3 protein-coding genes are annotated in these 26,474 nt (G+C 44.0%); all 3 read left to right on the top strand.

Translation table 11 applies throughout. The annotated features are described in order from the left end of the window. Positions 1 to 206: 206 nt before the first annotated feature. The 3 genes from HN014_RS02435 (at position 207) to HN014_RS02425 (ending at position 26,405) form a co-directional block, all read left to right on the top strand. Positions 207 to 10,226 (top strand): Ig-like domain-containing protein, encoded by a 10,020-nt coding sequence (locus HN014_RS02435; protein ID WP_176027318.1) that lies wholly within the window; start codon positions 207 to 209, stop codon positions 10,224 to 10,226. 93 nt (positions 10,227 to 10,319) lie between these two features. Further along, entirely contained in the window at positions 10,320 to 11,273 is a 954-nt protein-coding gene (locus HN014_RS02430; protein WP_176027316.1) for a type IX secretion system membrane protein PorP/SprF, read from the top strand. A gap of 411 nt (positions 11,274 to 11,684) precedes the next feature. Then, on the top strand, positions 11,685 to 26,405 hold the full coding sequence (locus HN014_RS02425; protein ID WP_176027317.1) for an Ig-like domain-containing protein: 14,721 nt from the start codon (positions 11,685 to 11,687) through the stop codon (positions 26,403 to 26,405). Positions 26,406 to 26,474 lie beyond the last annotated feature (69 nt).

Genomic DNA, 26,474 nt, shown 5'->3' with positions numbered 1-26,474 from the left:
AACTTAACGAAACAAAACTTAAAAGAATTATTTATACGATATAAAATTACATTATTTATTTACGAAATTTTATGAAGTCCTTTCCTTCAAAAGGAGTCATAAGAAGTTTTATGTTCTTATAAGATAGTACCTTTAAAGGGTGTTTATTTTATGAGGGTAACTAGCTGTATATAATATTGTTTTTTTAGTCGTTAACCCCGCGAATTATGAGAACAATTTTACTTCCCAGAATTTTCCTCATTAGTATTTTTTTGTTTTTTACATCGATACTATCTGCGCAATATATAGATATTGCCATCACAGGAGGACCAACAGGTACAAACCCACAAATATTCCCAGCTACATCAACTGCGAATCCAGTAATTACGCAGGTAAGGGTGAATATAATAAGTGGTACGGGATCATTTGCACAATCAGGAGACAACTTAACATTTGCACATCAGAATGCAACAGACGTGGTTGTAGAAATTGAATTCCTGGATGCTAGTAATACTCCGGTTGCAGGGAATTATTCTTTTGTGATTAACGATATTGATGGCCCTTCATTTGAAAGTGTTTCTATTCCTTGTACGGATCGGATAGCATTTATTAGGGGAGAACCTAATATTGCATTATCAGAAACCGGAGGAGAGATTTTGGCAGACGGACAAGCACAATCAGATAATGATGCGCAGTTTACCTATTTAAATGTAAATAAGGTAAATGTAACACTTCGAGCGACATCATCTGGATGGGTTAAAAACCTGGATTTAAATCTCAATGACTTTCCGGTAACCAATGGTTCAGTGATTCAATGTTCTAATTCGGATATAGACAATGATAATGTGGTAGATTTAGATGATGAAGATGATGATAATGATGGAATTTTAGATATAAATGAAGCGAATGGGAATAATCCTAATGGGGATGAAGATGGAGATTCCATTCCTAACTGGTTAGATCTGGTAGATAATGGAAATGGGGGAGATGGTTCTACTACTGATTATACAGATGCCAATGCAGATGGGGTTCCAGATGTATATGATACTGATGGAGATGGAGTTCCTAACCATTATGATTCTGATTCCGATAATGATGGGTGTGGAGATGCTATAGAAGCGGGGCATACAGATCCTGATAATGATGGTTTTTTAGGAAGTTCTCCTGTGACAGTAAATGTTACTAATGGTCGGGTGACTGGTCAGGGAGGTTATACAGGAGGAAATGTGAATGCGGTTACAGCTGGGACAGCTCCTGCTTTTACAACTCAGCCTTCTGATCAAACAGTGTGTTTGGGAGATTCAGCTAATTTTTCGGTTGCTGTTTCTGGTTCAGGCTTGCAATTTCAATGGCAAGAGAATACAGGAAGTGGCTGGAGCGATATTTCGAATGGAGGAAGTTACTCAGGTGCTACTACAGCTTCTTTAACAATTAATCCTGCAAATACACAAGATGGAAATGAGTATAGAGTAGAAGTGTCAAAAACGGATTATTTATGCCCGGAAACTTCTAATGAAGTGGCACTTACAGTTAATAATTTTACAACAGAAGGAGTTGTTAGTTCAGATCAAACGGTATGTACAGGAGGAGATCCTAGTGTGTTAACGGTTACGACTTCTACTGTAGCAGATGGAACATTGACACATCAGTGGCAAAGTAGTGTTACTAACGAAACTACTGGTTTTTCGAATATATCAGGGGCTACAGGGACTACATTTGATCCGGGAGTATTGACGCAAGATACTTGGTTTAAAAGAATAGATACATCGGTATTAAATGGAGTAAGTTGTACAGATGAGACGAATGTGATAAAAGTAACTGTGAATGCTCCACCTATTTTGAGTATTGATGATATCACTGCAGATAATATAGTAAATGAAACAGAAGCCGGAGGTACGATTGCGGTAACAGGAACTGTTGGAGGAGGATTTACTGCTGGAAACACAGTAACCTTGACAGTCAATGGTAATACATATACAGGAACAGTAAATGCCAGTGGTAATTACAGTATTAATGTGCCGGGAAGTGATTTGGAAAATGATGCAGATGCTACTGTTGATGGTAGTATTACTATAGCAGGACAGGATAATTGTGCTGATTCGGATACACAAGTATATAGTGTTGATACAACGGATCCAAGTGCTCCTACAGTTGCGATCACAGAAGATGCAAACAATGACGGTTTGATAAGTGAGGATGAATTAAGTGGTGATGTTGATGTTAGTGTAGGGCTACCAGCAGATGCTGTAGCTGGTGATATAGTTACAGTTACCGATGGTAATGGGAATACAGAAACGATTACTTTAACAGCAGGCGATATTACCAATGGAAGTGTTAGTACAAGTTTCCCAAGTCCGGGAGATGGAGGTAGTGTGAATGTTACTGCTACAGTTACCGATGCTGCGGGTAATGTAAGTCCAGATGCTACCGATAGTGCTACGTTGGATCTTACCGATCCAAGTGCTCCTACAGTTGCGATCACAGAAGATGCAAACAATGACGGTTTGATAAGTGAAGATGAATTAAGTGGTGATGTTGATGTTAGTGTAGGGCTACCAGCAGATGCTGTAGCCGGTGATATAGTTACAGTTACCGATGGTAATGGGAATACAGAAACGATTACTTTAACAGCAGGCGATATTACCAATGGAAGTGTTAGTACAAGTTTCCCAAGTCCGGGAGATGGCGGTAGTGTGAATGTTACTGCTACAGTTACCGATGCTGCGGGTAATGTAAGTCCAGATGCTACCGATAGTGCTACGTTGGATCTTACCGATCCAAGTGCTCCTACAGTTGTGATCACAGAAGATGCAAACAATGACGGTTTGATAAGTGAGGATGAATTAAGTGGTGATGTTGATGTTAGTGTAGGGCTACCAGCAGATGCTGTAGCCGGTGATATAGTTACAGTTACCGATGGTAATGGGAATACAGAAACGATTACTTTAACAGCAGGCGATATTACCAATGGAAGTGTTAGTACGAGTTTCCCAAGTCCGGGAGATGGTGGTAGTGTGAATGTTACTGCTACAGTTACCGATGCTGCGGGTAATGTAAGTCCAGATGCTACCGATAGTGCTACGTTGGATCTTACCGATCCAAGTGCTCCTACAGTTGCGATCACAGAAGATGCAAACAATGACGGTTTGATAAGTGAGGATGAATTAAGTGGTGATGTTGATGTTAGTGTAGGGCTACCAGCAGATGCTGTAGCCGGTGATATAGTTACAGTTACCGATGGTAATGGGAATACAGAAACGATTACTTTAACAGCAGGCGATATTACCAATGGAAGTGTTAGTACAAGTTTCCCGAGTCCGGGAGATGGCGGTAGTGTGAATGTTACTGCTACAGTTACCGATGCTGCGGGTAATGTAAGTCCAGATGCTACCGATAGTGCTACGTTAGATCTTACCGATCCAAGTGCTCCTACAGTTGCGATCACAGAAGATGCAAACAATGACGGTTTGATAAGTGAAGATGAATTAAGTGGTGATGTTGATGTTAGTGTAGGATTACCAGCAGATGCTGTAGCTGGTGATATAGTTACAGTTACCGATGGTAATGGGAATACAGAAACGATTACTTTAACAGCAGGCGATATTACCAATGGAAGTGTTAGTACAAGTTTCCCAAGTCCGGGAGATGGCGGTAGTGTGAATGTTACCGCTACAGTTACCGATGCTGCGGGTAATGTAAGTCCAGATGCTACCGATAGTGCTACGTTGGATCTTACTGATCCAAGTGCTCCTACAGTTGCGATCACAGAAGATGCAAACAATGACGGTTTGATAAGTGAAGATGAATTAAGTGGTGATGTTGATGTTAGTGTAGGATTACCAGCAGATGCTGTAGCTGGTGATATAGTTACAGTTACCGATGGTAATGGGAATACAGAAACGATTACTTTAACAGCAGGCGATATTACCAATGGAAGTGTTAGTACGAGTTTCCCAAGTCCGGGAGATGGCGGTAGTGTGAATGTTACCGCTACAGTTACCGATGCTGCGGGTAATGTAAGTCCAGATGCTACCGATAGTGCTACGTTGGATCTTACTGATCCAAGTGCTCCTACAGTTGCGATCACAGAAGATGCAAACAATGACGGTTTGATAAGTGAGGATGAATTAAGTGGTGATGTTGATGTTAGTGTAGGGCTACCAGCAGATGCTGTAGCCGGTGATATAGTTACAGTTACCGATGGTAATGGGAATACAGAAACGATTACTTTAACAGCAGGCGATATTACCAATGGAAGTGTTAGTACAAGTTTCCCAAGTCCGGGAGATGGAGGTAGTGTGAATGTTACTGCTACAGTTACCGATGCTGCGGGTAATGTAAGTCCAGATGCTACCGATAGTGCTACGTTGGATCTTACCGATCCAAGTGCTCCTACAGTTGCGATCACAGAAGATGCAAACAATGACGGTTTGATAAGTGAAGATGAATTAAGTGGTGATGTTGATGTTAGTGTAGGGCTACCAGCAGATGCTGTAGCCGGTGATATAGTTACAGTTACCGATGGTAATGGGAATACAGAAACGATTACTTTAACAGCAGGCGATATTACCAATGGAAGTGTTAGTACAAGTTTCCCAAGTCCGGGAGATGGCGGTAGTGTGAATGTTACTGCTACAGTTACCGATGCTGCGGGTAATGTAAGTCCAGATGCTACCGATAGTGCTACGTTGGATCTTACCGATCCAAGTGCTCCTACAGTTGTGATCACAGAAGATGCAAACAATGACGGTTTGATAAGTGAGGATGAATTAAGTGGTGATGTTGATGTTAGTGTAGGGCTACCAGCAGATGCTGTAGCCGGTGATATAGTTACAGTTACCGATGGTAATGGGAATACAGAAACGATTACTTTAACAGCAGGCGATATTACCAATGGAAGTGTTAGTACGAGTTTCCCAAGTCCGGGAGATGGTGGTAGTGTGAATGTTACTGCTACAGTTACCGATGCTGCGGGTAATGTAAGTCCAGATGCTACCGATAGTGCTACGTTGGATCTTACCGATCCAAGTGCTCCTACAGTTGCGATCACAGAAGATGCAAACAATGACGGTTTGATAAGTGAGGATGAATTAAGTGGTGATGTTGATGTTAGTGTAGGGCTACCAGCAGATGCTGTAGCCGGTGATATAGTTACAGTTACCGATGGTAATGGGAATACAGAAACGATTACTTTAACAGCAGGCGATATTACCAATGGAAGTGTTAGTACAAGTTTCCCAAGTCCGGGAGATGGCGGTAGTGTGAATGTTACCGCTACAGTTACCGATGCTGCGGGTAATGTAAGTCCAGATGCTACCGATAGTGCTACGTTGGATCTTACTGATCCAAGTGCTCCTACAGTTGCGATCACAGAAGATGCAAACAATGACGGTTTGATAAGTGAGGATGAATTAAGTGGTGATGTTGATGTTAGTGTAGGGCTACCAGCAGATGCTGTAGCCGGTGATATAGTTACAGTTACTGATGGTAATGGGAATACAGAAACGATTACTTTAACAGCAGGCGATATTACTAATGGAAGTGTTAGTACAAGTTTCCCGAGTCCGGGAGATGGTGGTAGTGTGAATGTTACTGCTACAGTTACCGATGCTGCGGGTAATGTAAGTCCAGATGCTACCGATAGTGCTACGTTGGATCTTACCGATCCAAGTGCTCCTACAGTTGCGATCACAGAAGATGCAAACAATGACGGTTTGATAAGTGAGGATGAATTAAGTGGTGATGTTGATGTTAGTGTAGGGTTGCCAGCAGATGCTGTAGCCGGTGATATAGTTACAGTTACCGATGGTAATGGGAATACAGAAACGATTACTTTAACAGCAGGCGATATTACCAATGGAAGTGTTAGTACGAGTTTCCCGAGTCCGGGAGATGGTGGTAGTGTGAATGTTACTGCTACAGTTACCGATGCTGCGGGTAATGTAAGTCCAGATGCTACCGATAGTGCTACGTTGGATCTTACCGATCCAAGTGCTCCTACAGTTGCGATCACAGAAGATGCAAACAATGACGGTTTGATAAGTGAAGATGAATTAAGTGGTGATGTTGATGTTAGTGTAGGGCTACCAGCAGATGCTGTAGCCGGTGATATAGTTACAGTTACCGATGGTAATGGGAATACAGAAACGATTACTTTAACAGCAGGCGATATTACCAATGGAAGTGTTAGTACAAGTTTCCCAAGTCCGGGAGATGGCGGTAGTGTGAATGTTACTGCTACAGTTACCGATGCTGCGGGTAATGTAAGTCCAGATGCTACCGATAGTGCTACGTTGGATCTTACCGATCCAAGTGCTCCTACAGTTGTGATCACAGAAGATGCAAACAATGACGGTTTGATAAGTGAGGATGAATTAAGTGGTGATGTTGATGTTAGTGTAGGGCTACCAGCAGATGCTGTAGCCGGTGATATAGTTACAGTTACCGATGGTAATGGGAATACAGAAACGATTACTTTAACAGCAGGCGATATTACCAATGGAAGTGTTAGTACGAGTTTCCCAAGTCCGGGAGATGGTGGTAGTGTGAATGTTACTGCTACAGTTACCGATGCTGCGGGTAATGTAAGTCCAGATGCTACCGATAGTGCTACGTTGGATCTTACCGATCCAAGTGCTCCTACAGTTGTGATCACAGAAGATGCAAACAATGACGGTTTGATAAGTGAGGATGAATTAAGTGGTGATGTTGATGTTAGTGTAGGGCTACCAGCAGATGCTGTAGCCGGTGATATAGTTACAGTTACCGATGGTAATGGGAATACAGAAACGATTACTTTAACAGCAGGCGATATTACCAATGGAAGTGTTAGTACGAGTTTCCCAAGTCCGGGAGATGGTGGTAGTGTGAATGTTACTGCTACAGTTACCGATGCTGCGGGTAATGTAAGTCCAGATGCTACCGATAGTGCTACGTTGGATCTTACCGATCCAAGTGCTCCTACAGTTGCGATCACAGAAGATGCAAACAATGACGGTTTGATAAGTGAGGATGAATTAAGTGGTGATGTTGATGTTAGTGTAGGGCTACCAGCAGATGCTGTAGCTGGTGATATAGTTACAGTTACCGATGGTAATGGGAATACAGAAACGATTACTTTAACAGCAGGCGATATTACCAATGGAAGTGTTAGTACAAGTTTCCCAAGTCCGGGAGATGGTGGTAGTGTGAATGTTACTGCTACAGTTACCGATGCTGCGGGTAATGTAAGTCCAGATGCTACCGATAGTGCTACGTTGGATCTTACCGATCCAAGTGCTCCTACAGTTGCGATCACAGAAGATGCAAACAATGACGGTTTGATAAGTGAGGATGAATTAAGTGGTGATGTTGATGTTAGTGTAGGGTTACCAGCAGATGCTGTAGCCGGTGATGTGGTTACAGTTACCGATGGTAATGGGAATACAGAAACGATTACTTTAACAGCAGGCGATATTACCAATGGAAGTGTTAGTACAAGTTTCCCGAGTCCGGGAGATGGCGGTAGTGTGAATGTTACTGCTACAGTTACCGATGCTGCGGGTAATGTAAGTCCAGATGCTACCGATAGTGCTACGTTGGATCTTACCGATCCAAGTGCTCCTACAGTTGCGATCACAGAAGATGCAAACAATGACGGTTTGATAAGTGAAGATGAATTAAGTGGTGATGTTGATGTTAGTGTAGGGCTACCAGCAGATGCTGTAGCCGGTGATATAGTTACAGTTACCGATGGTAATGGGAATACAGAAACGATTACTTTAACAGCAGGCGATATTACCAATGGAAGTGTTAGTACAAGTTTCCCAAGTCCGGGAGATGGTGGTAGTGTGAATGTTACCGCTACAGTTACCGATGCTGCGGGTAATGTAAGTCCAGATGCTACCGATAGTGCTACGTTAGATCTTACCGATCCAAGTGCTCCTACAGTTGCGATCACAGAAGATGCAAACAATGACGGTTTGATAAGTGAAGATGAATTAAGTGGTGATGTTGATGTTAGTGTAGGGCTACCAGCAGATGCTGTAGCTGGTGATGTAGTTACAGTTACCGATGGTAATGGGAATACAGAAACGATTACTTTAACAGCAGGCGATATTACCAATGGAAGTGTTAGTACAAGTTTCCCAAGTCCGGGAGATGGCGGTAGTGTGAATGTTACTGCTACAGTTACCGATGCTGCGGGTAATGTAAGTCCAGATGCTACCGATAGTGCTACGTTGGATCTTACTGATCCAAGTGCTCCTACAGTTGCGATCACAGAAGATGCAAACAATGACGGTTTGATAAGTGAGGATGAATTAAGTGGTGATGTTGATGTTAGTGTAGGGCTACCAGCAGATGCTGTAGCTGGTGATATAGTTACAGTTACCGATGGTAATGGGAATACAGAAACGATTACTTTAACAGCAGGCGATATTACCAATGGAAGTGTTAGTACAAGTTTCCCGAGTCCGGGAGATGGCGGTAGTGTGAATGTTACTGCTACAGTTACCGATGCTGCGGGTAATGTAAGTCCAGATGCTACCGATAGTGCTACGTTGGATCTTACCGATCCAAGTGCTCCTACAGTTGCGATCACAGAAGATGCAAACAATGACGGTTTGATAAGTGAGGATGAATTAAGTGGTGATGTTGATGTTAGTGTAGGGCTACCAGCAGATGCTGTAGCTGGTGATATAGTTACAGTTACCGATGGTAATGGGAATACAGAAACGATTACTTTAACAGCAGGCGATATTACCAATGGAAGTGTTAGTACAAGTTTCCCGAGTCCGGGAGATGGCGGTAGTGTGAATGTTACTGCTACAGTTACCGATGCTGCGGGTAATGTAAGTCCAGATGCTACCGATAGTGCTACGTTGGATCTTACCGATCCAAGTGCTCCTACAGTTGCGATCACAGAAGATGCAAACAATGACGGTTTGATAAGTGAGGATGAATTAAGTGGTGATGTTGATGTTAGTGTAGGGCTACCAGCAGATGCTGTAGCTGGTGATGTGGTTACAGTTACCGATGGTAATGGGAATACAGAAACGATTACTTTAACAGCAGGCGATATTACCAATGGAAGTGTTAGTACGAGTTTCCCAAGTCCGGGAGATGGTGGTAGTGTGAATGTTACTGCTACAGTTACCGATGCTGCGGGTAATGTAAGTCCAGATGCTACCGATAGTGCTACGTTGGATCTTACTGATCCTACAGCTACATTATCGATAGATGATATTACGACAGATAATATTGTTACAGGGGAGGAAGCAGAAGGAGTTATAGCTATTACGGGAGTTGTAACAGGAGAATTTAGTGAAGGAGATATTGTTACTTTGGTTATTGACGGTTTTGTTTATACGGGTACAGTTGATGGTTCAGGGTTATTTTCTATAGAAGTTCCGGGACCGGTTTTACTAAGTGATCCAGATGTAACAATAGAAGGAAGTGTTTCCGTTACAGATGTAGCAGGAAATGTTACCGAAGTAATTTCGGAGAAGGAGTATATGCTTGATCAGGATGGAGATGGTTTAACAGATGAGGAAGAGGAAGATCTTGGTACAGATCCGACAAATCCAGATACAGACGGAGATGGTTATACAGATGGTGAAGAAGTTTTAGTAGAAGATGATCCGGATACCTCAGTAGTTCCATTAGTAGAGAGTGACCCGCTAAATGCATGTGATCCAAATGGAGTTCCTACAGGAGATTGTGATGGCGATGGTATAGAGAACCAGTACGAGGATATTGATGGTGATGGTGATTATACGAATGATGATTCTGATAATGATGGTATTCCGGACTATTTAGATGAAGATGATGATGGAGATGGTATTGCTACCATTGATGAACGTCCAGATCCTAATGGAGATGGAAATCCAGATGATGCTGTAGATTCAGATGGCAATGGTATTCCAGATTATTTACAGCCTAATTCAGTAGATCCTACAGCGGAGGATGGTATAGAAGTTTATACAGGATTTTCTCCCAATGGAGATGGGATTAATGATGTTTTTGTGATTCGAGGTTTGGAGAATATAACCAATACTGTCACGATTTATAATCGTTGGGGGGTCAAGGTGTATGAGGCAGAATCTTATGGTAAAGATGGAGCGTTTTTCCGAGGTCAAAGTAATGGTCGAGTTACGGTTCAAAAAGGTGATAACCTCCCAGTTGGAACTTATTATTATGTAATCGAATATACATTGCCTACAGGAGAACATAAGAGTAAGACAGGTTACTTATACATAAACAATTAATAGTAAGTCCCTCCTTTTTGTAGCAAACAGATAGGAGGGTTGTTTTTTAAAAAAGTAATATTTTTGACAAGTAAAATATTTTAAATCAGACAGATGAGATTTCAATATAGTATAAGTATTCTTTTCTTAATGCTTCATATTGTGTTAGGGTATTCTCAGCAAGATGCTCAGTATACCCAATACATGTATAATACGATAAGTGTCAACCCTGCATATGCGGGTAGTCGGGGAGTGATGAGCATCAGTGGTCTTCACCGGAGTCAATGGGTAGGATTGGATGGAGCACCCCGTACTCAGACCTTATCGATGAATACGCCTATAGGAGAGAGTAACCGGGTAGGTTTGGGAGTTTCTATCGTCAATGATGAGATAGGTCCTACTCAGGAGACCTATTTTGATATTGATTTTTCATATACAATACCTACTTCAGATGTTGGGAAGTTAAGTTTTGGATTAAAAGCAGGAGGTCATTTACTGAATGTAGATTTTCAGCGATTGAGCAAATTTGATGTTAATGATCCGAGTTTCGAAAATAATATAGACAATAAATTTAGTCCTAATGTTGGGATTGGTTTGTATTATCATACCCCTCGTTTTTATTTAGGATTGAGTGCTCCAAACTTATTGGAGACGGAGCATTTTGATGAGAGTGCTACGGTTGGGGGTAATGATTCTTCAGCCTTTGTAGCTAAGGAGCGTATTAATTATTATTTAATTACAGGTCATACGTTTGATCTCAGTAGTGATGTTAAATTTAAACCAGCTTTGCTGACAAAATTGGTCTTGGGAGCCCCTTTACAGGTAGATTTATCCGCAAGTTTTTTATTGTATGAGCGATTGAGTTTTGGAGTTGGTTACCGTTGGGATGCAGCATTGAGTGGTATGGTTGGCTTTCAGGTCTCAGATGGTTTGATGGTTGGTTTTGCTTATGATCGAGAGACTACTGAACTAGGTAAGGCAGTGTTTAATGATGGTAGTTATGAAGTATTGCTTCGATTTGAACTCTTTAAGAAATACAACAGAATGTTAACCCCTCGTTTCTTTTAAAAGAAAGAGAAAAAAGATCTCAATGATTTTTTGGGTAAAATTTACTAAAAATGCTTTTTAAACATAAAACCTTAATTTTTCTGAGGTTATGTTAATTTTTTTAACATTTATGTTTATTTTTGCTTTTACTAGTTGGAATACAGAATTAAAGAACTTAACTTGTTAGTGAATGAAATACAATTACTTATGATAAACCTAGTTATTAAAAGCCCCGAATAGATCAATTTATGTTGAAAATAAAGAATATCTCTTTTTTAGGATATTTTACTTATTAAGAATTTTATCTAATTATTTTTTCGGTCTTTAAAGACCCTTAAATTTTTTAAGGGAAGCTTTCTATATGCGTATATGTGAAAGTTTAAGGTTGTTGTTCGGTATGTAATTCAATTTCTCACAAGAAAAAATGTGATTATGAACAGTAAGCTTTTAAAAAAAACAGGAAGAGGGATACAAAGTATTGTACCATTACTTTTTTTTATTGTTACGAGTATTTCAAATGCTCAGATAACAGGAACCTGGAGTCAATATGGTGGAGCTAATGAATGGGAAGCTTCAACAGGCACAATAAAAGTTAGAACCACTACTACAGGATCTATGGGAGGGTTCGGAACAGATACATTTGGATGTGCTGGTGCATATTCTACGACTTCGGTAGATAATATTTCTTCGCTAAGATTTTACCATGATGTTTTAAATCAAACAGGAACCATTACTTTTTCGTTTGTAGATACCTCAAACAATCCAATTGTAGTTAGAAACCCGATCATTCATGTGGATAGGTTAGGAGGGTTTAGTGGGACAACTTCAGTTGCAACGCTATTTACTTTACAAGGAGGGCTAACATGGAATGAATTATCTGAAAATGGAAATCATTTTGTTTCTACGACCAATACATTAGTTAGAACTATTAATCAGGCTTTAACTGCTCCTGTAGGAGAATGCGGACCTTCAAACTCAGGCACAGCAGCAGGAACTTTACAGATTATAGGAGATATCTCTTCATTTACACTACAAGCTACAATGCCTTCAGGATCTATTGGGACTTTAGGGGATGAGATCGAAGTGGTTTTTTCCGGTTTGATGCAGCTTGTCGATACTGATGGTGACGGCGTATTAGATGTTACCGATTTGGATGATGATAATGATGGTATATTAGATGTCGTTGAATGCCCTTCTACGAACTCATTAACCAATGGAGATTTTGCTTCGGGAAATTTGTCAGGATGGACAGAAGGAGGAGCAGGGAATTGGTTTTATACAGGAGCCAATGGAGGTAGTGGAATGGTTAATAGTGATAGTAATGGGACGAATACGCTTTCTCAAACTATTTCTGTAGATGCGGGATATGTGAACGAACTCACTTTTGATGTAGGGGCCTATTTTGCACATGCAGTCCCCATGGTATTAAATGTGTATGTTGATGGAGATTTATTATATACGGAGACATCTGATCAAATTGGAGCGACAAATGGCGGTCCTTCTCATACGTTGGGTGGAAGATCGATAAGCTTTCTTCCTTCAGCCTCTACAGCAACAATAACTTTTGAAACAGTTAAAGCTACAAGCGGTACAGGAGACGATATCTCTATAGATAACGTATTTGTACAAGGGCAAAGACAAAATACAGATGGAAATGGATTACCAAATTGTCTAGATCTAGATAGTGATGGAGATGGTATTCCTGACAATATAGAAGCCCAATCGACAACAGGATATATCGCGCCTAATGGGGATAGTGCGGCAACATACACAGCAAATAATGGGGTGAATTCTGCTTATTTAGGAGGATTAACTCCTGTTAATACGGATGGTACAGATGAACCGGATTATCTCGATTTAGATTCGGATAACGGTGGCGCAAATGATACAGTAGAAGCAGGGCTAACCTTAAGTGGTACCGTTGGAGCTAATGGATTAGATAATAATTATGATAATGGTGATGATTATGCAGATGTCAACGGTAGTTTTGATAACACCCAAACAGATAACTTTCCTGATGAAGATGGTGATGTAAATTCAGGAGGTGATGTAGATTATAGAGATGGTTTAGATGATACAGATACAGATGGAGATAGTGTTCCGGATCGAGTAGATTTAGATGATGATAATGATGGGATTTTAGATACAGAAGAATGTACCCAATCTTTATTACTGGACTTAGGAGCTTTTGATGGTTTATCTGCCACAGCGGGGACTTCTGTGAATAATGCGGTTTCACAACCTGGAGTTACTGCAGGAAATACAATAACATTAAATCTTGATGCAACTACTGCTACTGGAACAATTGCGGCAATAGCTACTGGAGGAGTGTTTAGTGGTAGAGACCCATCTGGAGATGGAAGTATTATTCAGATTGGAACAATGAATTTGACCAATAGTCAGGAAGCAAAAGCAATCTTTGTATTTGATGTCGCTGTTACGGATCTTACATTTCATATGACAGATATTGATGGAGGAAACTTAAGTGGTCCTGAACAAGCTGATATTGTAGGTAGTTTGGGAGGAACTCCAGTTATTCTCACAGAAGCTAATATAGAGGTTGTAGCAGGACCTCCAGCACCAACACAGACGAATAATCAATTTGTAGGAGGAGGATCTTCCAATGTGATTAAAGTTTCTTTTAAAACAGCAATTGATCGGTTAGAAATAACGGCCAAAGGAACGCAAAGTTCTGCGGTAAGTTTAACGCAGAGTATTTTTAATTTGTCATGGAGTTGTGATACCGATGGAGATTTAATTCCGGATGCTAAAGATTTAGATAGTGACGGAGATGGTATTCCTGATAATATAGAAGCCCAATCGACAACAGGGTATATTGCCCCTAATGGGGATAGTGCTGCAACGTACACAGCAAATAATGGGGTGAATTCTGCTTATTTGGGAGGATTGACTCCTGTCAATACAGATGGTACAGATGAAGTGGATTATCTGGATTTAGATTCGGATAATGATGGAGTAACAGATACGACTGAAGCAGGGCTCACTTTAAGTGGTACCGTTGGAGTTAATGGGTTAGATAATAGTTATGATAATGGAGATAGTTATGCCGATGTCAATGGTAGTTTTGATAATACGCAGACAGATAATTTTCCTGATGCAGATGGAGATGTAAATTCAGGAGGCGATGTGGATTATCGTGATATTGTAACTCCTACCGTGGTTAGTCAGACCACCAATGATACAACCCCGGTGATCACGGGTACACATGATTCGTCTACAACTTTAACAGTGACAGTAGATGGGGTTACTTATACCGAAGGAGATGGGAATTTAGTAGATAACGGGGATGATACCTGGAGTTTAACGATTCCTGCGGGTAATGAGATCAGCCCTGACGGCACCTATGATGTGACGGCTACTTCAACTTCTGGAAGTATTTCTGTTTCAGATACCACTTCCGGAGAACTGATCATCGATACAGTCGCCCCTACAGTTCCAACAGTAGTTAGTCAGACCACCAATGATACAACTCCGGTGATCACAGGTACAGCGGATTCTTCAGATAGTTTAACAGTAACAGTAGATGGGGTTACCTATAGCGAAGGAGACGGGAACCTGGTAGACAATGGCGACAATACCTGGAGTTTAACAATTCCTGCGGGTAATGAGATCAGTCCTGACGGGACCTATGATGTAACCGCTACAGCTACCGATACAGCTGGTAATACGGCTACGGATACCACTTCCGGGGAACTGATCATCGATACAGTCGCCCCTACAGTTCCAACAGTGGTTAGTCAGACCACCAATGATACCACCCCGGTGATCACAGGTACAGCGGATTCTTCAGATAGTTTAACAGTAACAGTAGATGGAGTTACCTATAGCGAAGGAGACGGGAATCTGGTAGACAATGGCGACAATACCTGGAGCTTAACGATTCCTGCAGGCAATGAGATCAGTCCTGACGGGACCTATGATGTAACCGCTACAGCTACTGATACAGCTGGTAATACGGCTACGGATACCACTTCCGGGGAATTAACAATTGATACAGTAGCGCCTACAGTTCCAACAGTAGTTAGTCAGACCACCAATGATACAACTCCGGTGATCACAGGTACAGCGGATTCTTCAGACAGTTTAACAGTAACGGTAGATGGAGTTACCTATAGCGAAGGAGACGGGAACCTGGTAGACAATGGCGACAATACCTGGAGTTTAACGATTCCTGCGGGTAATGAGATCAGCCCTGACGGGACCTATGATGTAACCGCTATAGCTACTGATACAGCTGGTAATACGGCTACGGATACCACTTCCGGGGAACTGATCATCGATACAGTCGCGCCTACAGTTCCAACAGTGGTTAGTCAGACCACCAATGATACAACTCCGGTGATCACAGGTACAGCGGATTCTTCAGACAGTTTAACAGTAACGGTAGATGGAGTTACCTATAGCGAAGGAGACGGGAATCTGGTAGACAATGGCGACAATACCTGGAGCTTAACGATTCCGGCAGGTAATGAACTAACTACAGATGGCACCTATGATGTAACGGCTACAGCCACTGATACAGCTGGTAATACGGCTACGGATACCACTTCCGGGGAATTAACAATCGATACAGTCGCGCCTACAGTTCCAACAGTGGTTAGTCAGACCACCAATGATACCACCCCGGTGATCACAGGTACAGCGGATTCTTCAGATAGCTTAACAGTAACGGTAGATGGGGTTACCTATAGCGAAGGAGACGGAAACCTGGTAGACAATGGCGACAATACCTGGAGCTTAACGATTCCAGCGGGTAATGAGATCAGTCCTGACGGGACCTATGATGTAACCGCTACAGCTACCGATACAGCTGGTAATACGGCTACGGATACCACTTCCGGGGAACTGATCATCGATACAGTCGCCCCTACAGTTCCAACAGTGGTTAGTCAGACCACCAATGATACAACTCCGGTGATCACAGGTACAGCGGATTCTTCAGACAGTTTAACAGTAACGGTAGATGGAGTTACCTATAGCGAAGGAGACGGGAATCTGGTAGACAATGGCGACAATACCTGGAGTTTAACAATTCCTGCGGGTAATGAGATCAGTCCTGACGGGACCTATGATGTAACCGCTACAGCCACCGATACAGCTGGTAATACGGCTACGGATACCACTTCCGGGGAACTGATCATCGATACAGTCGCGCCTACAGTTCCAACAGTGGTTAGTCAGACCACCAATGATACCACCCCGGTGATCACAGGTACAGCGGATTCTTCAGATAGCTTAACAGTAACGGTAGATGGAGTTACCTATAGCGAAGGAGACGGGAATCTGGTAGACAATGGCGACAATACCTGGAGTTTAACAATTCCTGCGGGCAATGAGATCAGTCCTGACGGGACCTATGATGTAACCGCTACAGCTACTGATACAGCTGGTAATACGGCTACGGATACCACTTCCGGGGAATTAACAATCGATACAGTCGCCCCTACAGTTCCAACAGTGGTTAGTCAGACCACCAATGATACAACTCCGGTGATCACAGGTACAGCGGATTCTTCAGACAGTTTAACAGTAACGGTAGATGGAGTTACCTATAGCGAAGGAGACGGGAATCTGGTAGACAATGGCGATAATACCTGGAGTTTAACAATTCCTGCGGGTAATGAGATCAGTCCTGACGGGACCTATGATGTAACCGCTACAGCCACCGATACAGCTGGTAATACGGCTACGGATACCACTTCCGGGGAATTAACAATCGATACAGTCGCCCCTACAGTTCCAACAGTGGTTAGTCAGACCACCAATGATACCACCCCGGTGATCACAGGTACAGCGGATTCTTCAGATAGTTTAACAGTAACAGTAGATGGGGTTACCTATAGCGAAGGAGACGGGAACCTGGTAGACAATGGCGATAATACCTGGAGTTTAACAATTCCTGCGGGTAATGAGATCAGTCCTGACGGGACCTATGATGTAACCGCTACAGCCACCGATACAGCTGGTAATACGGCTACGGATACCACTTCCGGGGAATTAACAATCGATACAGTCGCCCCTACAGTTCCAACAGTGGTTAGTCAGACCACCAATGATACCACCCCGGTGATCACAGGTACAGCGGATTCTTCAGATAGTTTAACAGTAACAGTAGATGGGGTTACCTATAGCGAAGGAGACGGGAACCTGGTAGACAATGGCGACAATACCTGGAGTTTAACAATTCCTGCGGGTAATGAGATCAGTCCTGACGGCAGCTATGATGTAACCGCTACAGCTACCGATACAGCTGGTAATACGGCTACGGATACCACTTCCGGGGAACTGATCATCGATACAGTCGCCCCTACAGTTCCAACAGTGGTTAGTCAGACCACCAATGATACCACCCCGGTGATCACAGGTACAGCGGATTCTTCAGATAGTTTAACAGTAACAGTAGATGGGGTTACCTATAGCGAAGGAGACGGGAACCTGGTAGACAATGGCGACAATACCTGGAGTTTAACAATTCCTGCGGGCAATGAGATCAGTCCTGACGGGACCTATGATGTAACCGCTACAGCTACTGATACAGCTGGTAATACGGCTACGGATACCACTTCCGGGGAATTAACAATTGATACAGTCGCGCCTACAGTTCCAACAGTGGTTAGTCAGACCACCAATGATACAACTCCGGTGATCACAGGTACAGCGGATTCTTCAGACAGTTTAACAGTAACGGTAGATGGAGTTACCTATAGCGAAGGAGACGGGAACCTGGTAGACAATGGCGACAATACCTGGAGTTTAACGATTCCGGCAGGTAATGAGATCAGCCCTGACGGGACCTATGATGTAACCGCTACAGCCACCGATACAGCTGGTAATACGGCTACGGATACCACTTCCGGGGAACTGATCATCGATACAGTCGCGCCTACAGTTCCAACAGTGGTTAGTCAGACCACCAATGATACAACCCCGGTGATCACAGGTACAGCGGATTCTTCAGACAGTTTAACAGTAACGGTAGATGGAGTTACCTATAGCGAAGGAGACGGGAACCTGGTAGACAATGGCGACAATACCTGGAGCTTAACGATTCCTGCGGGCAATGAGATCAGTCCTGACGGAACCTATGATGTAACGGCTACAGCCACTGATACAGCTGGTAATACGGCTACGGATACCACTTCCGGAGAATTAACAATCGATACAGTAGCGCCTACAGTTCCAACAGTGGTTAGTCAGACCACCAATGATACAACCCCGTTGATCACAGGTACAGCGGATTCTTCAGACAGCTTAACAGTAACGGTAGATGGAGTTACCTATAGCGAAGGAGACGGGAATCTGGTAGACAATGGCGACAATACCTGGAGTTTAACAATTCCAGCGGGTAATGAGATCAGCCCTGACGGGACCTATGATGTAACGGCTACAGCTACTGATACAGCTGGTAATACGGCTACGGATACCACTTCCGGGGAATTAACAATCGATACAGTCGCGCCTACAGTTCCAACAGTGGTTAGTCAGACCACCAATGATACAACCCCGGTGATCACAGGTACAGCGGATTCTTCAGACAGTTTAACAGTAACGGTAGATGGAGTTACCTATAGCGAAGGAGACGGGAACCTGGTAGACAATGGCGACAATACCTGGAGCTTAACGATTCCGGCAGGCAATGAGATCAGCCCTGACGGAACCTATGATGTAACGGCTACAGCCACTGATACAGCTGGTAATACGGCTACGGATACCACTTCCGGAGAACTGATCATCGATACAGTCGCGCCTACAGTTCCAACAGTGGTTAGTCAGACCACCAATGATACCACCCCGGTGATCACAGGTACAGCGGATTCTTCAGATAGCTTAACAGTAACGGTAGATGGAGCTACCTATAGCGAAGGAGACGGGAACCTGGTAGACAATGGCGACAATACCTGGAGCTTAACGATTCCTGCGGGCAATGAGATCAGCCCTGACGGCACCTATGATGTAACGGCTACAGCCACTGATACAGCTGGTAATACGGCTACGGATACCACTTCCGGAGAATTAACAATCGATACAGTAGCGCCTACAGTTCCAACAGTGGTTAGTCAGACCACCAATGATACCACTCCGGTGATCACAGGTACAGCAGATTCTTCAGACAGTTTAACAGTAACGGTAGATGGAGTTACCTATAGCGAAGGAGACGGGAATCTGGTAGACAATGGCGACAATACCTGGAGCTTAACGATTCCTGCGGGCAATGAGATCAGCCCTGACGGCAGCTATGATGTAACGGCTACAGCCACTGATACAGCTGGTAATACGGCTACGGATACCACTTCCGGAGAACTGATCATCGATACAGTCGCGCCTACAGTTCCAACAGTGGTTAGTCAGACCACCAATGATACAACCCCGGTGATCACAGGTACAGCAGGTTCTTCAGACAGTTTAACAGTAACAGTAGATGGAGTTACCTATAGCGAAGGAGACGGGAACCTGGTAGACAATGGCGACAATACCTGGAGCTTAACGATTCCTGCGGGCAATGAGATCAGCCCTGACGGCAGCTATGATGTAACGGCTACAGCCACTGATACAGCTGGTAATACGGCTACGGATACCACTTCCGGAGAACTGATCATCGATACAGTAGCGCCTACAGTTCCAACAGTGGTTAGTCAGACCACCAATGATACCACTCCGGTGATCACAGGTACAGCAGATTCTTCAGACAGTTTAACAGTAACGGTAGATGGAGTTACCTATAGCGAAGGAGACGGGAACCTGGTAGACAATGGCGACAATACCTGGAGCTTAACGATTCCTGCGGGCAATGAGATCAGCCCTGACGGAACCTATGATGTAACGGCTACAGCCACTGATACAGCTGGTAATACGGCTACGGATACCACTTCCGGAGAACTGATCATCGATACAGTCGCGCCTACAGTTCCAACAGTGGTTAGTCAGACCACCAATGATACAACCCCGGTGATCACAGGTACAGCAGATTCTTCAGACAGTTTAACAGTAACAGTAGATGGAGTTACCTATAGCGAAGGAGACGGGAACCTGGTAGACAATGGCGACAATACCTGGAGTTTAACAATTCCTGCGGGTAATGAGATCAGTCCTGACGGGACCTATGATGTAACGGCTACAGCCACTGATACAGCTGGTAATACAGCTACGGATACCACTTCCGGAGAATTAACAATCGATACAGTAGCGCCTACAGTTCCAACAGTGGTTAGTCAGACCACCAATGATACCACTCCGGTGATCACAGGTACAGCGGATTCTTCAGATAGTTTAACAGTAACGGTAGATGGAGTTACTTATAGCGAAGGAGACGGGAACCTGGTAGACAATGGCGACAATACCTGGAGTTTAACAATTCCGGCAGGCAATGAGATCAGCCCTGACGGCAGCTATGATGTAACGGCTACAGCCACTGATACAGCTGGTAATACAGCTACGGATACCACTTCCGGAGAATTAACAATCGATACAGTCGCGCCTACAGTTCCAACAGTGGTTAGTCAGACCACCAATGATACCACCCCGTTGATCACAGGTACAGCGGATTCTTCAGACAGCTTAACAGTAACGGTAGATGGAGTTACCTATAGCGAAGGAGACGGGAATCTGGTAGACAATGGCGACAATACCTGGAGCTTAACGATTCCTGCGGGTAATGAGATCAGTCCTGACGGGACCTATGATGTAACGGCTACAGCCACGGATACAGCTGGTAATACGGCTACGGATACCACTTCCGGGGAATTAACAATTGATACAGTAGCGCCTACAGTTCCAACAGTGGTTAGTCAGACCACCAATGATACAACTCCGGTGATCACAGGTACAGCGGATTCTTCAGACAGCTTAACAGTAACGGTAGATGGAGTTACCTATAGCGAAGGAGACGGGAACCTGGTAGACAATGGCGACAATACCTGGAGTTTAACGATTCCTGCGGGTAATGAGATCAGCCCTGACGGCACCTATGATGTAACCGCTACAGCCACTGATACAGCTGGTAATACGGCTACGGATACCACTTCCGGAGAATTAACAATCGATACAGTAGCGCCTACAGTTCCAACAGTGGTTAGTCAGACCACCAATGATACCACCCCGGTGATCACAGGTACAGCGGATTCTTCAGACAGTTTAACAGTAACGGTAGATGGAGTTACCTATAGCGAAGGAGACGGGAACCTGGTAGACAATGGCGACAATACCTGGAGTTTAACAATTCCTGCGGGCAATGAGATCAATCCTGACGGGACCTATGATGTAACGGCTACAGCCACGGATACAGCTGGTAATACGGCTACGGATACCACTTCCGGAGAACTGATCATCGATACAGTCGCGCCTACAGTTCCAACAGTGGTTAGTCAGACCACGAATGATACCACCCCGGTGATCACAGGTACAGCGGATTCTTCAGACAGCTTAACAGTAACGGTAGATGGAGTTACCTATAGCGAAGGAGACGGGAACCTGGTAGACAATGGCGACAATACCTGGAGTTTAACGATTCCTGCGGGTAATGAGATCAGCCCTGACGGCACCTATGATGTAACCGCTACAGCCACTGATACAGCTGGTAATACGGCTACGGATACCACTTCCGGAGAATTAACAATCGATACAGTAGCGCCTACAGTTCCAACAGTGGTTAGTCAGACCACCAATGATACCACCCCGGTGATCACAGGTACAGCGGATTCTTCAGACAGTTTAACAGTAACGGTAGATGGAGTTACCTATAGCGAAGGAGACGGGAACCTGGTAGACAATGGCGACAATACCTGGAGTTTAACAATTCCTGCGGGTAATGAGATCAGTCCTGACGGGACCTATGATGTAACCGCTACAGCCACCGATACAGCTGGTAATACGGCTACGGATACCACTTCCGGGGAACTGATCATCGATACAGTCGCGCCTACAGTTCCAACAGTGGTTAGTCAGACCACCAATGATACAACTCCGGTGATCACAGGTACAGCGGATTCTTCAGACAGTTTAACAGTAACGGTAGATGGAGTTACCTATAGCGAAGGAGACGGGAATCTGGTAGACAATGGCGACAATACCTGGAGTTTAACAATTCCTGCGGGTAATGAGATCAGTCCTGACGGGACCTATGATGTAACCGCTACAGCCACGGATACAGCTGGTAATACGGCTACGGATACCACTTCCGGAGAACTGATCATCGATACAGTCGCGCCTACAGTTCCAACAGTAGTTAGTCAGACCACCAATGATACCACCCCGGTGATCACAGGTACAGCGGATTCTTCAGACAGTTTAACAGTAACAGTAGATGGGGTTACCTATAGCGAAGGCGACGGAAACCTGGTAGACAATGGCGACAATACCTGGAGCTTAACAATTCCTGCGGGTAATGAGATCAGTCCTGACGGGACCTATGATGTAACCGCTACAGCCACTGATACAGCTGGTAATACGGCTACGGATACCACTTCCGGGGAATTAACAATTGATACAGTCGCGCCTACAGTTCCAACAGTGGTTAGTCAGACCACCAATGATACCACCCCGGTGATCACAGGTACAGCGGATTCTTCAGACAGTTTAACAGTAACGGTAGATGGAGTTACCTATAGCGAAGGAGACGGGAACCTGGTAGACAATGGCGACAATACCTGGAGCTTAACAATTCCTGCGGGTAATGAGATCAGTCCTGACGGGACCTATGATGTAACGGCTACAGCCACTGATACAGCTGGTAATACAGCTACGGATACCACTTCCGGAGAATTAACAATCGATACAGTAGCGCCTACAGTTCCAACAGTGGTTAGTCAGACCACCAATGATACCACTCCGGTGATCACAGGTACAGCGGATTCTTCAGATAGTTTAACAGTAACGGTAGATGGAGTTACTTATAGCGAAGGAGACGGGAACCTGGTAGACAATGGCGACAATACCTGGAGTTTAACAATTCCGGCAGGCAATGAGATCAGCCCTGACGGCAGCTATGATGTAACGGCTACAGCCACTGATACAGCTGGTAATACAGCTACGGATACCACTTCCGGAGAATTAACAATCGATACAGTCGCGCCTACAGTTCCAACAGTGGTTAGTCAGACCACCAATGATACCACCCCGTTGATCACAGGTACAGCGGATTCTTCAGACAGCTTAACAGTAACGGTAGATGGAGTTACCTATAGCGAAGGAGACGGGAATCTGGTAGACAATGGCGACAATACCTGGAGCTTAACGATTCCTGCGGGTAATGAGATCAGTCCTGACGGGACCTATGATGTAACGGCTACAGCCACGGATACAGCTGGTAATACGGCTACGGATACCACTTCCGGGGAATTAACAATTGATACAGTAGCGCCTACAGTTCCAACAGTGGTTAGTCAGACCACCAATGATACAACTCCGGTGATCACAGGTACAGCGGATTCTTCAGACAGTTTAACAGTAACAGTAGATGGGGTTACCTATAGCGAAGGAGATGGGAACCTGGTAGACAATGGCGACAATACCTGGAGTTTAACGATTCCGGCAGGTAATGAGATCAGCCCTGACGGCACCTATGATGTAACGGCTACAGCCACGGATACAGCTGGTAATACGGCTACGGATACCACTTCCGGGGAATTAACAATTGATACAGTCGCGCCTACAGTTCCAACAGTGGTTAGTCAGACCACCAATGATACCACCCCGGTGATCACAGGTACAGCGGATTCTTCAGACAGTTTAACAGTAACGGTAGATGGAGTTACCTATAGCGAAGGAGACGGGAATCTGGTAGACAATGGCGATAATACCTGGAGCTTAACAATTCCTGCGGGCAATGAGATCAGTCCTGACGGGACCTATGATGTAACGGCTACAGCCACTGATACAGCTGGTAATACGGCTACGGATACCACTTCCGGGGAACTGATCATCGATACAGTCGCGCCTACAGTTCCAACAGTGGTTAGTCAGACCACCAATGATACAACTCCGGTGATCACAGGTACAGCGGATTCTTCAGACAGCTTAACAGTAACGGTAGATGGAGTTACCTATAGCGAAGGAGACGGGAATCTGGTAGACAATGGCGACAATACCTGGAGTTTAACAATTCCTGCGGGTAATGAGATCAGTCCTGACGGGACCTATGATGTAACCGCTACAGCCACGGATACAGCTGGTAATACGGCTACGGATACCACTTCCGGGGAACTGATCATCGATACAGTCGCGCCTACAGTTCCAACAGTGGTTAGTCAGACCACCAATGATACAACCCCGGTGATCACAGGTACAGCGGATTCTTCAGACAGTTTAACAGTAACGGTAGATGGAGTTACCTATAGCGAAGGAGACGGGAACCTGGTAGACAATGGCGACAATACCTGGAGCTTAACGATTCCTGCGGGCAATGAGATCAGTCCTGACGGAACCTATGATGTAACGGCTACAGCCACTGATACAGCTGGTAATACGGCTACGGATACCACTTCCGGAGAATTAACAATCGATACAGTAGCGCCTACAGTTCCAACAGTGGTTAGTCAGACCACCAATGATACAACCCCGTTGATCACAGGTACAGCGGATTCTTCAGACAGCTTAACAGTAACGGTAGATGGAGTTACCTATAGCGAAGGAGACGGGAATCTGGTAGACAATGGCGACAATACCTGGAGTTTAACAATTCCAGCGGGTAATGAGATCAGCCCTGACGGGACCTATGATGTAACCGCTACAGCTACTGATACAGCTGGTAATACGGCTACGGATACCACTTCCGGGGAATTAACAATCGATACAGTCGCCCCTACAGTTCCAACAGTGGTTAGTCAGACCACCAATGATACAACTCCGGTGATCACAGGTACAGCGGATTCTTCAGATAGTTTAACAGTAACGGTAGATGGAGTTACCTATAGTGAAGGAGACGGAAACCTGGTAGACAATGGCGACAATACCTGGAGCTTAACAATTCCTGCGGGCAATGAGATCAGTCCTGACGGGACCTATGATGTAACCGCTACAGCTATGGATACAGCTGGTAATACGGCTACGGATACCACTTCCGGGGAACTGATCATCGATACAGTAGCGCCTACAGCTACATTATCGATAGATGATATTACGACAGATAATATTGTTACAGGGGAGGAAGCAGAAGGAGTTATAGCTATTACGGGAGTTGTAACAGGAGAATTTAGTGAAGGAGATATTGTTACTTTGGTTATTGACGGTTTTGTTTATACGGGTACAGTTGATGGTTCAGGGTTATTTTCTATAGAAGTTCCGGGACCGGTTTTACTAAGTGATCCAGATGTAACAATAGAAGGAAGTGTTTCCGTTACAGATGTAGCAGGAAATGTTACCGAAGTAATTTCGGAGAAGGAGTATATGCTTGATCAGGATGGAGATGGTTTAACAGATGAGGAAGAGGAAGATCTTGGTACAGATCCGACAAATCCAGATACAGACGGAGATGGTTATACAGATGGTGAAGAAGTTTTAGTAGAAGATGATCCGGATACCTCAGTAGTTCCATTAGTAGAGAGTGACCCGCTAAATGCATGTGATCCAAATGGAGTTCCTACAGGAGATTGTGATGGCGATGGTATAGAGAACCAGTACGAGGATATTGATGGTGATGGTGATTATACGAATGATGATTCTGATAATGATGGTATTCCGGACTATTTAGATGAAGATGATGATGGAGATGGTATTGCTACCATTGATGAACGTCCAGATCCTAATGGAGATGGAAATCCAGATGATGCTGTAGATTCAGATGGCAATGGTATTCCAGATTATTTACAGCCTAATTCAGTAGATCCTACAGCGGAGGATGGTATAGAAGTTTATACAGGATTTTCTCCCAATGGAGATGGGATTAATGATGTTTTTGTGATTCGAGGTTTGGAGAATATAACCAATACTGTCACGATTTATAATCGTTGGGGGGTCAAGGTGTATGAGGCAGAATCTTATGGTAAAGATGGAGCGTTTTTCCGAGGTCAAAGTAATGGTCGAGTTACGGTTCAAAAAGGTGATAACCTCCCAGTTGGAACTTATTATTATGTAATCGAATATACATTGCCTACAGGAGAACATAAGAGTAAGACAGGTTACTTATACATAAACAATTAATAGTAAGTCCCTCCTTTTTGTAGCAAACAGATAGGAGGGTTGTTTTTTAAAAAAGTAATATTTTTGACA

It is taken from the genome of Aquimarina sp. TRL1 (genome assembly GCF_013365535.1).
Lineage (GTDB): Bacteria > Bacteroidota > Bacteroidia > Flavobacteriales > Flavobacteriaceae > Aquimarina > Aquimarina hainanensis.
Note: the sequence above shows the minus strand (reverse complement) of the source record. Positions and strands in the feature narration are given on the sequence as shown.